The organism is Streptomyces sp. NPDC059875, from assembly GCF_042731085.1.
Classification (GTDB): domain Bacteria; phylum Actinomycetota; class Actinomycetes; order Streptomycetales; family Streptomycetaceae; genus Streptomyces.
The window spans coordinates 157,746-170,560 of record NZ_JBHWJZ010000010.1 but is presented as its reverse complement, the minus strand read 5'-3'; the positions used below and the strand labels follow the sequence as shown (position 1 = coordinate 170,560).

Annotated in this window: 9 protein-coding genes and 1 pseudogene; 3 read left to right on the top strand and 7 right to left on the bottom strand. The window is 66.6% G+C overall.

Annotated features, from left to right (window positions below):
* Positions 1 to 15 precede the first annotated feature (15 nt).
* From ACFV9D_RS15495 to typA, 7 genes are all read right to left on the bottom strand, one after another.
* Positions 16 to 1,644: an ABC transporter substrate-binding protein gene (locus tag ACFV9D_RS15495; RefSeq protein ID WP_385145606.1), complete on the bottom strand. Its 1,629-nt coding sequence runs from the start codon at positions 1,642 to 1,644 to the stop codon at positions 16 to 18.
* A gap of 153 nt (positions 1,645 to 1,797) precedes the next feature.
* The gene (locus tag ACFV9D_RS15490; protein ID WP_385145604.1) at positions 1,798 to 2,946 is read right to left on the bottom strand and encodes an ABC transporter ATP-binding protein; all 1,149 of its coding nucleotides are present in this window, start codon (positions 2,944 to 2,946) and stop codon (positions 1,798 to 1,800) included.
* Positions 2,939 to 3,997, bottom strand: coding sequence for an ABC transporter ATP-binding protein (locus ACFV9D_RS15485; RefSeq protein ID WP_385145602.1), 1,059 nt, complete (start codon positions 3,995 to 3,997; stop codon positions 2,939 to 2,941). Before ACFV9D_RS15485 ends, ACFV9D_RS15490 begins: the two co-directional genes overlap by 8 nt.
* Before the next feature lie 14 nt (positions 3,998 to 4,011).
* Positions 4,012 to 4,956 (bottom strand): ABC transporter permease, encoded by a 945-nt coding sequence (locus ACFV9D_RS15480; protein ID WP_385145600.1) that lies wholly within the window; start codon positions 4,954 to 4,956, stop codon positions 4,012 to 4,014.
* Positions 4,949 to 5,878, bottom strand: coding sequence for an ABC transporter permease (locus ACFV9D_RS15475; protein ID WP_385145598.1), 930 nt, complete (start codon positions 5,876 to 5,878; stop codon positions 4,949 to 4,951). The genes ACFV9D_RS15480 and ACFV9D_RS15475 overlap by 8 nt, the downstream gene beginning before the upstream one ends.
* 126 nt (positions 5,879 to 6,004) lie before the next feature.
* Positions 6,005 to 7,624: an ABC transporter substrate-binding protein gene (locus ACFV9D_RS15470; protein ID WP_385145596.1), complete on the bottom strand. Its 1,620-nt coding sequence runs from the start codon at positions 7,622 to 7,624 to the stop codon at positions 6,005 to 6,007.
* A 427-nt stretch (positions 7,625 to 8,051) separates the two neighbouring features.
* The gene (gene typA / locus ACFV9D_RS15465; protein ID WP_385145593.1) at positions 8,052 to 9,953 is read right to left on the bottom strand and encodes a translational GTPase TypA; all 1,902 of its coding nucleotides are present in this window, start codon (positions 9,951 to 9,953) and stop codon (positions 8,052 to 8,054) included.
* Between the two features lie 405 nt (positions 9,954 to 10,358).
* On the opposite strand from typA, the gene ACFV9D_RS15460 reads away from it, so the two are divergent.
* The 3 genes and pseudogenes from ACFV9D_RS15460 to ACFV9D_RS15450 all read left to right on the top strand — a co-directional run bounded on the left by ACFV9D_RS15460 (position 10,359) and on the right by ACFV9D_RS15450 (position 12,657).
* Positions 10,359 to 10,697, top strand: coding sequence for a GNAT family N-acetyltransferase (locus ACFV9D_RS15460; protein WP_385145591.1), 339 nt, complete (start codon positions 10,359 to 10,361; stop codon positions 10,695 to 10,697).
* On the top strand, positions 10,615 to 10,827 hold the full coding sequence (locus ACFV9D_RS15455; RefSeq protein WP_385145589.1) for a GNAT family N-acetyltransferase: 213 nt from the start codon (positions 10,615 to 10,617) through the stop codon (positions 10,825 to 10,827). Before ACFV9D_RS15460 ends, ACFV9D_RS15455 begins: the two co-directional genes overlap by 83 nt.
* 180 nt (positions 10,828 to 11,007) lie before the next feature.
* Positions 11,008 to 12,657: pseudogene (locus tag ACFV9D_RS15450) on the top strand (IS200/IS605 family accessory protein TnpB-related protein).
* The last annotated feature ends 158 nt before the right edge of the window (positions 12,658 to 12,815 follow it).

The window sequence follows — 12,815 nt, the reverse complement described above, 5'->3', positions numbered from 1 at the left end:
CGCCGACGAGCTGCGTCAGCCGACCTTGATCTGGTCGTAGACGGGGACGCTGAAGGGGTTCAGCATCACGTTGGAGACGCGCTCGGAGTAGCCCGCGCTGCCGTTCTGGTACCAGAGCGGGATCGCGCCCATGTCGTCGCGGAGGACTTCCTCGGCCTGCTGGAAGGTCTCGACGGCCTTGTTGATGTCGGACTCCGCGTTGGCCTGGTCGACGAGCTTGTCGAACTCCGGGTCGCTGTACTTGCCGTCGTTGGACGAGGCGTTGGTGTAGTAGAGCGGCTGGAGGAAGTTCTGGATGAGCGGGTAGTCCATCTGCCAGCCGGCGCGGAACGGGCCCTTCATCTTCTGCGTGCTGACCTGGCTGCGATAGTCGGCGAAGGTGCCGATCGGGTTGCCGACGCAGGCCCTGTTGTTGCCGAGCGCGTTGTTGATGGAGTTGCAGACGGCGTCCACCCACTCCTTGTGGGAGCCGGTGTCGGCGTTGTACGAGATCGTCATGGTGCCGCCGGGGATGCCTCCGCCCTCGGCCACCAGCTTCTTCGCCTCTTCGGCGTTGTACGTGCAGAAGTCGCCGCAGATGTCCTTGAAGCCGCCGTCCTCGCCGAGGACCGGGGAGGTCCAGTCGACGGCCGGGGTGCGGGTCTTCTGGAAGATCGTGTCGGTGATCTGCTCGCGGTTGATCGCCATGGAGAGGCCCTGGCGGAGCTTCTCCTGGCCCGGCTTGTTCCACGCGGCGTCGTAGAAGGGGAAGCCGAGGGTCTGGATGATGCCGGCCGGGACGTTGATGTACCGGTCGCCGAGGTCCGCCTGGACGTTCTTGAGCTGGGAGGCGGGCACGTCGTCGACGAGGTCGAGATTGCCGGCCGTGAGGTCCGTGTAGGCCGTGTTGTTGTCGGTGTAGACCTTGAGGGTCACGCCGCCGTTCTGCGCCTTGTCCTCGCCGGGGTAGGCGTCCCAGCGCTTCAGCTCCATCTGTGAGCCCTTGGCGTACGAGTCGACGGTGTACGGGCCGTTGCCGACGGGCTTGTCGAGCCAGGCGGCGTGGTCGCTGAAGAAGGACTGGGGCAGCGGGGCGAAGGCCACGTAACCGAGGGTGTCCGGCCAGGTGGAGAACTTCTGGGTGAGCTTGACCGTGAAGGTCTTGTCGTCGACGACCTTGAGGCCGGACATGGTCTCGGCGGTCGGCTCGCCCTTCTCGGGGTGGACCTGGTCGTAGCCCTCGATCTGGCCGAAGAAGGAGGAGTTCTTCTGATTGTTCTTCAGTGAGGCGCCGTAGTTCCAGGCGTCCACGAAGGACTTCGCGGTGACCGCCTCACCGTTGGAGAAGGTCCAGCCGTCCTTGACGGTGATGGTGAAGTTGGTCGAGTCGGTCGTCTCGATGTTCTCGGCGAGCATGTTCTGGGCCTCGCCGGTCTTCGGGTCGTACTGCTTGAGCCCCCGGAAGATCATGGAGAGGACCTTGCCGCCCTGGACCTCGTTGGTGTTCGCGGGCTCCAGCGGGTTCTGTGGATCACCCCACGAGGAGCTCACGATCCCGTCGGCGCCACTGCCGCCGCCGCTGTCGTCGCCGCCGCCGCAGGCAGTTGCCACGAGGGCGACGGCGGCGGCCAATGCGGCCCACTTGGCGTGCGTGGCTCCGCGCATGAGGTGCCTCCTGAGTGTCCTAAGTCCGACTTAGGCCCCAATATCACCCGGGTGCGGATGAAATGCACCTTCTTGGCATCCATATGAAGAAACGCGCCGAGGGCGCCCGGACCGATGCGGTCCGGGCGCCCTCGGCGCGTACAGCGGGGAGAACTACGCCGCGTGGACGACGTCCTTCTCCTCGGCGAAGTGGCACGCCGACTCGTGCGCGGCCGGGGTGTCCTGCCCCTGGAAGCGCTCGGGGATCGCGAGGAGCGGGATCTCCGTGGAGCACTTCTCCTCCGCCTTCCAGCACCGGGTGCGGAAGCGGCAGCCCGACGGCGGGTTGGCCGGAGAGGGAACGTCACCGGTGAGGATGATCCGCTCGCGACCCTCGCGGGCATCCGGGTCCGGGACGGGGACCGCCGACAGCAGCGCCTGGGTGTAGGGGTGCGTCGGGTGGTCGTAGATCTGCGTGTCCGTACCGATCTCGGCCATCTTGCCGAGGTACATCACGCCGACCCGGTCGGAGATGTGCCGGACGATCGACAGGTCGTGCGCGATGAAGACGTAGGAGAGGTTGAACTCGTCCTGCAGCTTCTCCATCAGGTTGATGACCTGTGCCTGGACGGAGACGTCCAGGGCCGAGACCGGCTCGTCGCAGATGATGATCTCCGGGTTGAGCGCGAGGCCGCGGGCGATGCCGATGCGCTGGCGCTGACCGCCGGAGAACTGGTGCGGGTACCGGTTGATGTACTCGGGGTTCAGACCGACCACATCGAGCAGCTCCTGCACCCTGCGGCGCCGGTCGCCCTTCGGGGCCACCTCGGGGTGGATGTCGAAGGGCTCGCCGATGATGTCGCCGACCGTCATACGCGGGTTCAGCGAGGTGTACGGGTCCTGGAACACCATCTGGATGTTCCGGCGGACGGCCTTCAGGGCGCGGCCGGACAGCTTGGTGATGTCCTGGCCCTTGTAGAAGACCTCGCCCGCGGTCGCCCGCTCCAGCGTCATCAGCAGCTTGGCGACCGTGGACTTGCCACAGCCGGACTCGCCGACGATGCCGAGGGTCTCGCCCTGGTAGAGGTCGAAGGAGATCCCGTCGACGGCCTTCACCGCGCCGACCTGCTTCTTGAACAGGATGCCCTGGGTCAGCGGGAAGTGCTTGACCAGGTTGCGCACCTGCAGGATCGGCTCACCGCGCTCGACCGGCGCCTCGATGGCGGCCACGGCCTCGGCCTCGCTCGCGGCGTCGACCGTCTCGACCTCGGTCACGTTCGGGGTCGCGTCCACGGCCTCTTCCTTCTTGCTGAACTCAGCCATGGATCGTCTCCTTCCAGAAGTGGCAGGCGCTGCCGCGGCCGGCCAGCTCCGTGCCGTCCTGCTCGGTGACCGGCGCGAGGGCCGGGATCTCCGTGCGGCAGATGTCGTCGGCCTTCGGGCAGCGCGGGTTGAAGGCGCAGCCGGTGGGCACGCGGAGCAGGTTGGGCGGCAGGCCCTTGATCGCGTACAGCTCCTGGCCCTTCTGGTCCAGGCGCGGGATCGAGTCGAGCAGACCCCGGGTGTACGGGTGCGCCGGGCGCTTGTACAGCTCGTGGACGGGGGCGGTCTCGACGATCCGGCCCGCGTACATGACCGCGATCTTGTCCGCGACGTCGGCGACCACGCCGAGGTCGTGGGTGATCAGGATCAGGCCCATGTTGTATTCCCGCTGGAGCTCCGCGAGGAGGTCCATGACCTGGGCCTGGACCGTCACGTCGAGCGCCGTGGTGGGCTCGTCCGCGATGATCAGGTCGGGCTCCAGGGCGAGCGCCATGGCGATCATGATGCGCTGGCGCATACCGCCGGAGAACTGGTGGGGGTAGTCGTTCACCCGGGCCGCGGCGGCCGGGATCTTGACCTTGTCCATCAGCTCGATGGCCTTGGCCTTGGCCTCCTTCTTGGAGAGGCCGTGGTGCACCCGGAACATCTCGCCGAGCTGGTAGCCGACGGTGAGGACCGGGTTCAGGGAGGACAGCGCGTCCTGGAAGATCATCGCGATCTTCCGGCCACGGATCTTCCGGCGCTCCTCGTAGGACATCTTGAGCATGTCCTCGCCGCGGAAGAAGATCTCACCCTTCGGGATCTTGCCGGGCGGCATGTCGAGGATGCCCATGATGGCCTGCGCGGTGACGGACTTGCCGGACCCGGACTCGCCGAGCACGGCGAGCGTCTCGCCGGCGTTCACGCTGTAGTTGACTCCGTTGACCGCCTTGGCCACACCGTCACGGGTGTGGAACTCCACGTGCAGGTCACGGACTTCGAGCAGAGGCCCGGTGTGCTCGTCGCCGCCGCGGGGGGCGGGGACGCTCGCGGTCTTGTCGATGATGCTCACGTTGTACGCCCTCCTCAGCGCAGCTTGGGGTCGAGGGCGCTGCGAACCGCATCGCCGAGCATGATGAACGCCAGAACGGTGATCGACACCATGACCGACGGGACGACCAGGACGAACGCGGCGTTACGCAGCTGCTCCTGGCCGGACGAGATGTCGACACCCCACGAGACGGTCGGCTCGGCGAGACCGATGCCCAGGAAGGAGAGCGTCGCCTCCGCCGAGATGTAGCCACCGAGTGCGATGGTCGCGACCACGATGACCGGGGCGATGGCGTTCGGCAGGATGTGCCGGAGCAGGATGCGCGTGGTGGAGGCGCCGAGCGCCTTGGCCGCCATCACGTAGTCCGCCTGCTTGATGGTGATCACCGAGCCGCGGGCGACACGGGCGATCTGGGTCCAGCCCAGGAAGGCCAGGGCCAGGATGACGACCCAGAGGTGACGCTCCTCGAAGGAGGTCAGGACGACCATCGCGCCGAGGATGAAGGGGACACCGAAGAAGATGTCCGTGATCCGGGACAGGATCGTGTCCAGCCAGCCGCCGAAGTAGCCGGCGAGCATGCCGACGACCGTGCCCAGGATGGTGACGAGCAGGGTGACGACGACGGCGACGGCGATCGAGGCGCGGGCGCCGTAGACGACACGCGCGTAGATCGACCGGCCCTGGATGTCGTAGCCGAACCAGTCCTCGCTGAAGAAGCTGCCCCAGTTCGGCTTCTGGAGGTAGTGCTTGGCGAGGTCCGCGTGGCGCGGGTCGGCGCTGGTGAACAGGCCGGGGAAGACGGCCATGGTCAGCAGGACGACGATCAGGACGGCGGAGATGAGGAAGATCGGGTTGCGGCGCAGATCGTGCCAGGCGTCCGACCAGAGGCTGCGCGGCTTCTCCTGCTTCTCGACCGGCTTGGCAGCGGTGGCGTCCGCCGAAGACTGCGCGTCGACAGCTTCCTTGAGTGCCTCAGGCATAACGGATCCTCGGGTCCAGGACCGCGTAGAGCAGGTCGACGAGCAGGCTGGCGACGAGATAGACGACCACGATCAGGGTCACGATGCCCACGACGGTGGCGCCCTCACGGTGCTTCAGCGCGGAGAAGACGTTGTAGCCGACGCCCTGGACGTTGAAGATGCCCTCGGTGACGACCGCGCCGCCCATCAGGGCGCCGATGTCGGTGCCGAGGAAGGTGACGACGGGGATCATCGAGTTGCGCATCAGGTGGACGCCGATGATGCGGCGGCGCGGCAGGCCCTTGGCCACCGCGGTGCGCATGTAGTCGGAGCGCAGGTTCTCGGCGATCGAGGTACGGGTGAGGCGGGCGACGTACGCCAGCGACAGCGAGCCGAGCACGACGGCGGGAAGGATCAGTTCGTTCCACTCCGCCAGGGCGCTCACGTTCGGGTCGACCCAGCCGAGCTGGTGGGCGAAGAAGTACTGCGCCAGGAAGCCGAGGACGAACGAGGGGACGGAGATCAGGAGCAGGGTCAGGACCAGCAGACCGCGGTCCCGGAGCGTGTCGGCCTTCAGTCCGGCGAAGACACCGAGAGAGATACCGACGAGCGCGGTGAAGGTGAAGGCGAACAGGGTGAGTCTGATCGTGATCGGGAACGCGTCCGCGATGATGTCCGCGACCGGTTGCCCGCTGGCGATCTGCGTGCCGAAGTCACCCTGGAACAGGTTGACGAGATAGTTCCCGTACTGGACCAGGAGCGGCTGGTCGAGCCCGAGGTCCTTCTTCATCGCAGCGATCTGCGCCGGGTCGACAGTCTGCTCTCCCGCGAGCGCGCGCACGGGATCGCCGGGCAGCGCGTACATCATGGAGAAGACCAGCAAGGTTGACCCGATGAAGACCGGGATCATCTGGAGCAGTCGCCGCGCGACATAACGCCCCATGTTTGCCTCCGATATGAATACCTACAGCCCCCGGGGCCGATTCCTGGATGCGGGAAGCGGCCCCGGGGGCCTACCGCCAGTTGCGGTGGCGGGTGACGGCCGAGTGGGGGTGGGACCGTGGGATGGTTACTTGACGGTGACTTCGGTGATGTTGAAGTCACCGTGGAAGTCGACAGTCACGTTGTCGACAGCCTCGGAGTGACCACCGTTGATCTTGTACTCCCACAGCGGGATGGCCGGCATCTTGGTGAGAACCAGCTTCTCGGCCTCCTGGTAAGCCTTGATCGACTCCTCCAGGGACTTCGCGTTGTCGCCCTTCTTGAACGCCGCGTCGACCGCGGGGTCCGAGAAGCGACCGTTGTTCGCCTCGGCCGTGGTGCCGTAGAGCTCACGCATGAAGTTGGCGTTCACCGGGTAGTCGGCGACCCAGCCACCGCGGTACATCGACTTGACCTTGTTGTTGTCACGCGCTTCCAGGTCGGTCTGGAAGTCCGGCTTCGCGTCCGGCACGCAGTCGACACCGGTGGAGTTGCGGATCGACTCGCAGACGGCGGTGATCCACTCCTTGTGGCCACCGTCGGCGTTGTACTGGATCCAGATCTTGTTGTCCGGAACGCCGCCGCCCTCGGTGACGAGCTGCTTGGCCTTCGCCGGGTTGAAGGTGAAGATGTCGCTGCCCAGGTCCTGCTTACCGGCGACACCCTCGGGGATGAAGCTCGTGGCCGGCTTGCGGGTGCCGTTGAGGACGGTCTTGGTGATCGTCTCGCGGTCGATGCCCATCGAGAGACCCTGCAGGACCTTCGGGTTGATGCCCTTGAAGGTCTTCGAGTAGAAGGTCGGCACGAGGCTCTGGATGGCCGCGTACGGCTGCTCGATCGCGCGGTCGCCCAGGTCCTGCTTGTACTTCGGCAGGTCCTTCGGGCCGACCTGGCGGATCATGTCCAGGTTGCCGGAGAGGAGGTCCTGGTACGCGGCCTCGACGGTCGCGTAGTTCTTGAAGAGGACACCCTTGTTCTTGGCCTTGTTCGGGCCCTGGTAGTCAGGGTTGGCCTTGACCTGGATGAGCTTCTTGTGGTCCCACTTCTCGAAGATGTAGGGACCGTTGCCGACCGGCTTCTGACCGAACGCCGCGGGGTCCTTGTAGAAGGACTCGGGGAGCGGGGCCCAGGTCGTGTAGCCGAGCTTGTACTCGAAGTACGGGACGGCGTTGGTGAGCTCGATCGTGAAGGTCGTGTCGTCCACGACCTTCAGGCCGGACATCTCCTTCTTCTTGGGCGCACCCTTGTCCGGGTGGACGTCGGCGTAGCCGGCGATGTCCTCGAACCAGAAGGCGTTCTGCTGCTTGTTCTCGATGTTGGCGTACCAGTTCCACGCGTCGACGTACGACTTCGACGTGACGGGGGTGCCGTCGTGGAACTTCCAGCCGCTCTTGAGCTTGACCGTCCAGGTCTTCGAGTCGGTCGTCTTGATCGACTCGGCGTTGGTGTAGACGATCTTGCCCTGGGCGTCGAAGTCCAGCAGCTGCGTGAACAGCGACTGGATGACGTAGCTACCCAGCGACTCGTTGGTGTCGGCCGGGATCAGCGGCTTCTGCGGCTCGCCGACGTCGATCGAGACATAGCCCGCGGGCTTGCCCTTCTCCTTCGAGGCAGAGTCGCTGCTGCCACTACCCCCGCCACAGGCGGTCGCTGCCAGGGCGACGACGATCGCGCCCGTTACCCACTTGGCGCTCTTGGCACCGCGCATGGGTTCCTCCTCATGAGTCCACTTGTCACTACAAGAGGGGCACTCCGAGTTCGCCGACACCCCTGACGGCGATGCACTCCCGTGCCCCGAGTGTGCTCGTGAGTCGGCACTCCCCACAGTGCGTGACCCATTGACCCGAGCTCAATGGAGCCAACTATTAAGTACGTCAGGGCTGTAAACCACACTTAAGTGGTCTCGGTTTGACAACATCACCAGGGGCCTTGAGACCGAAATCCGGACAAAGCGATCACAGACAGACACCCGCGAAACGGACCGTTAACACACGTTCCGGAGAGCGACGGTCGATATGCGGACACCCCGCCCATGAAATGGATTTGACGAAAGGCCCGGACCCCCACAGTGACTGCGGGGGTCCGGGCCTCGTGTCTGAGGTGGTGTCAGCGGCAGGCGCCGAAGATCACACAGGTCAGCCGTTCTTGGCGCGCGAGGCCGAGCGGCCGCGCTCCTTCTGGTCCAGGACGACCTTACGGATGCGCACGGCCTCCGGGGTCACCTCGACGCACTCGTCGTCGCGGCAGAACTCCAGGGACTGCTCCAGGGACAGCTTGCGCGGCGGGACGATCGCCTCGAAGGAGTCGGCGGAGGAGGAGCGCATGTTGGTGAGCTTCTTCTCCTTGGTGATGTTCACGTCCATGTCGTCGGAGCGCGAGTTCTCGCCGACGATCATGCCCTCGTACACCTCGGTGCCGGGGTCGGTGAACAGGACACCGCGCTCCTGCAGGTTGGTCATCGCGAAGGCGGTGACCGCGCCCGCGCGGTCGGCGACCAGCGAACCGTTGTTACGGGTCGTCAGGGTGCCGAACCACGGCTCGTGGCCCTCGTGGATCGAGTGGGCGATGCCCGTACCGCGGGTGTTGGTCAGGAACTCCGTACGGAAGCCGATGAGGCCACGGGACGGAACGACGAACTCCATGCGGACCCAGCCGGAGCCGTGGTTCGACATGTTGTCCATGCGGCCCTTGCGGACACCCATGAGCTGCGTGACGGCGCCCATGTGCTCCTCGGGCACGTCGACCGTCAGACGCTCGACGGGCTCGTGGATCTTGCCGTCGACCTCCTTGGTGACGACCTGCGGCTTGCCGATGGTCAGCTCGAAGCCCTCGCGGCGCATCTGCTCGACCAGGATGGCGAGCGCGAGCTCACCACGGCCCTGGACCTCCCAGGCGTCCGGACGCTCGGTGTCGAGGACGCGGAGCGAGACGTTACCGACCAGCTCGCGGTCCAGACGGTCCTTGACCTGGCGGGCGGTGACCTTGCGGTCCTTGACCGCGGCCTTCGCGTCCGCGCCCTTGCCGGTGCCACCGCGGCCGACGAGCGGCGAGGTGTTCGTACCGATGGTCATGGAGATGGCCGGCTGGTCGACCGTGATCAGCGGCAGCGCGATCGGGTTCTCCGGGTCGGCCAGGGTCTCGCCGATCATGATGTCGGGGATACCGGCGACGGCGCAGATGTCACCGGGGCCGGCGACCTCCGCCGGCTTGCGGGTGAGCGCCTCGGTCATCATCAGCTCGGTGATGCGGACGCTGGTGATCGTGCCGTCCCGCTTGATCCACGCGACCGTCTGGCCCTTGCGCAGCTCGCCCTGCTCGACACGGAGCAGCGCGATACGGCCGAGGAAGTTGTCGGCGTCGAGGTTGGTGACGTGGGCCTGGAGCGGCGCGTCCTCGTCGTACGACGGGGCCGGGACGTGCTCGAGGATGGTGGAGAAGAACGGCTCCAGGCTGTCGCTGTCGGCCGGGACGGTGCCGTCCTCCGGCTTGGTCAGCGAGGCGATGCCGTCACGGCCGCAGGCGTAGACGATCGGGAACTCGATCTGGTCCTCGTCCGCGTCCAGGTCGAGGAAGAGGTCGTAGGTCTCGTTGACGACCTCGTCGATCCGGGAGTCCGGGCGGTCCGTCTTGTTGATGCAGAGGATGACGGGCATCCGGGCCTGAAGGGCCTTGCGGAGCACGAAGCGCGTCTGCGGCAGCGGACCCTCGGAAGCGTCGACGAGCAGGACGACCGCGTCGACCATCGACAGACCACGCTCGACCTCGCCACCGAAGTCGGCGTGACCGGGGGTGTCGATGATGTTGATCGTGATCGGGGCCCCGCCGTCCTTGGGGTGATACTTCACCGCCGTGTTCTTGGCGAGGATCGTGATGCCCTTCTCACGCTCCAGGTCGTTCGAGTCCATCATGCGGTCGTCGAGCTGCTGGTGGGCGGCGAAGGCACCGGCCTGCTTGAGCATGGCGTCGACGATGGTCGTCTTGCCATGGTCGACGTGGGCGACGATGGCGACGTTACGGATGTCGTGGCGCGTGGGCATGGGTGCTTGCGCTTCTCTCGGATCGTGGGATGCGGCGTCAGTTCCTCTTACGCCCGCCGGGCGGACGCGCCACGGCTATGTCCTATGGTACGGGGCCGCCGCGCAAGGGGCTTCCCCGCCCGGATTCGAGAGGAGCGGACATGCCCCGCTTCCGCAATATTTGCCGGCCAATGCAGCATTACCGCATGGAGAGCGGCACGCTCCCGTCGTGGTCACGGATGTGATCCGTCCGCGCCCGTCGCCCGGGCTGGATGGAGGATCAGCGTCGCTCCGGCCCTTGCCATGATGCTCCGATGACTTCGATACCTCCTGTGGCCCCAGTCGGCAGCATGAGTCAGGCTGAGCAGCCGGTTTCCGTCTCACCAACGGCTTCCTCCTGCGCCGTGGCAGCCGGAGGGTGCCGAGGTGCTGGTCGGCTCCTGCCACGATGCGGAGATTCAGCAATGGAACCGGCCCGGCTACCTGTCGCTGGACGAGGCGCGCGGAAGGATCGCGCGATGGAGTCGGCGTTGGAGGGACGAGAAGGCGGCGATTTGGGCGATAGCCCTGTCTGCCGACGCCAAGCCGATAGGGCTGATCGGTCTCGCTGACATCGATTTGACCGGAGGCAGCGCCGAATACCTGTACTGGCTCTTGCCTGAGGGCCGCGGTTCACGGAGTGATGGTCGAGGCGACCATCCGCATCAGCCGGTGGGCTCTGGAGGACGTCGGCCTGCATCGGCTCCGGATCACCCACTCCCTTGAGAACCCGGCGTCCTGCCATGTGGCGACGAAGGCAGGATTTGCCCTCGAAGGGACCATGCGCAGTGCGCTCCTGCATGCAGATGGTTGGCATGACGAGCACCTGCATGCCCGCGTCCAGGGGGATTCCTGACCGGGCCGTAGCGGACCGAAAGCAGCTGGTAGCCGACGGTCCGCCGGATCGGCCGCCCTGGACCACCTGCCGTGGCCTGACCCGGAAACGAGGTACGTCAGAGGTTCGAGATAGGAACGGGTGTCCTTTCGCACTGCTGGTCGTTGAACAGTCTGGCCAAGAGGGCAGCGAGGGGGTGCGATGGCTGGGGAGCGGTCCGTTTCAGGGCTTCGAGCGCCCATGGGGCCTTTCGTCGTGCCAGGCCCCATGGGTGTTGCCGTGCGTGACCGCTTGACGGGCCCCACAGCTGAGGACGAGAAGGTTCTGAGGCTGCTAGGCGCGCACATGGGTGCGCTCGCTTCGCAGGACCTCAAGGTGCGCTGCCGGGACGGTCTGGATCACTCCGGCGAATCGTGGGCGATGCGGAAGAGGGTTCTGACGGGGGTGTCGTCGTCGCGGTGGGCGGGGGCGGTGACGAAGGTGTCGCATGACCAGTGGGGGCTGGCCAGGCGCTGTCAGGCCGCGCACATCCAAGGTCTGGAGTCGGGGATCAGGATGATCCGGCACCGGCTGTCCCTTCCCGTCGGTGCGCCCGGCTCGAAACGGGCGCCGGGTGGTTACCGGTCGCGGCGGGAGTGGCATGCGAAGTCTCGACGCCTGACCACGCTGGAAGCCCGCCACGCCACGGCGTTGACGGACTGGCAGGCGGGCCGAGTGCGGGTGGTCCGTGGTGGCCGGCGTCTGCTGAACACCCGCCACCACCTTGGCGCCGCTGGTCTCACGGAGCCGGAGTGGCGCGAGCGGTGGGCGGCGGAACGCTGGTTCCTCCAGGCCGATGGTGAGTCGGGGAAGCGGTACGGCAACGAGACCATCAGGGTCACTCCGGACGGGGAGGTGTCGATCAAGCTGCCGACGCCGCTGGCCGGGCTGGCGAACGCCCCGCACGGCCGGTACGCACTAGCCGCACGGGTGCGGTTCGCGCACCGGGGTACGGAGTGGGCCGACCGTGTCGACGCGAACCGGGCGGTGGCGTACCGCATCCACTACGACACCCAGCGCGGACGCTGGTATCTGACCGCATCCTGGCAGATCCCGCCCGCACCCGTGGTTCCGCTGGAGGCTGCGCTCGCTCATGGGGTGATCGGTGTCGACATGAATGCCGACCATCTCGCCGCCTGGCGCCTCGACGACCACGGCAACCCCATCGGCAACCCGCGCCACTTCTGCTACGACCTGTCGGGTACCGCCCAGCACCGTGACGCCCAGGTCCGCCACGCCCTCACCCGACTGCTGAACTGGGCGAAGACCTGCGGCGTGGCGGCGATCGCGGTCGAGGACCTGGACTTCCGGGCGGAGAAGACCCGCGAGAAGCACGGCCGCAAGCGCCGGTTCCGGCAGCTGATCTCCGGCATGCCCACTGGCAAACTCCGCGCCCGCCTCACCTCGATGGCAGACCAGACTGGCATCAGCATCATCGCCGTCGACCCCGCCTACACCAGCCGCTGGGGTGCGCAGCACTGGCAGAAGCCCCTCACCAGCATGACCCGTAGAACCACTCGCCACGACGCTGCCGCCGTGGCGATCGGAAGGCGCGCCCAAGGGCACCCGATCCGGCGACGGACGGCACCGCCCCACGACGACCGGAGTGATCGTCGTGGGCATCGGACCGTCCAGGCCTCATCGGGCGCCCTTGGGCGTGAGGTAACCCGCCCCCGCGTTCCCGGACCACGCACACGATGCATGCCGCCCGGACGCGGAGCGAAAGCGGGCGACCAGCGTGCCCAAGATCGTTCGGGGCGCGCGGCTGAGCACGAGTCCTGGCAACAGGACTCGCTCCCGCTCAGTCTCTAGGAACGGTCTACTAGGAGGTTTGGGGGCCTCGGTGGTGCGGTGCACTGGGGGTGCGGAGGGGCACTGAGCGTGCGGAACCGGCCGGGTCAAGGGGCCGGACGTGATCCTGCCCGCCGGGGTCGCCGGCGGGCAAGGCACTTGAGCTGCATCTGAGGTTG

Bases quoted from the DNA above. Each gene is read 5' to 3' on its own strand.
- ACFV9D_RS15470 (WP_385145596.1), bottom strand. From the start codon at position 7,624: ATGCGCGGTGCCAAGAGCGCCAAGTGGGTAACGGGCGCGATCGTCGTC.
- ACFV9D_RS15455 (WP_385145589.1), top strand. From the start codon at position 10,615: ATGGTCGAGGCGACCATCCGCATCAGCCGGTGGGCTCTGGAGGACGTC.
- typA (WP_385145593.1), bottom strand. From the start codon at position 9,953: ATGCCCACGCGCCACGACATCCGTAACGTCGCCATCGTCGCCCACGTC.
- ACFV9D_RS15475 (WP_385145598.1), bottom strand. From the start codon at position 5,878: ATGGGGCGTTATGTCGCGCGGCGACTGCTCCAGATGATCCCGGTCTTC.
- ACFV9D_RS15490 (WP_385145604.1), bottom strand. From the start codon at position 2,946: ATGGCTGAGTTCAGCAAGAAGGAAGAGGCCGTGGACGCGACCCCGAAC.
- ACFV9D_RS15495 (WP_385145606.1), bottom strand. From the start codon at position 1,644: ATGCGCGGAGCCACGCACGCCAAGTGGGCCGCATTGGCCGCCGCCGTC.
- ACFV9D_RS15480 (WP_385145600.1), bottom strand. From the start codon at position 4,956: ATGCCTGAGGCACTCAAGGAAGCTGTCGACGCGCAGTCTTCGGCGGAC.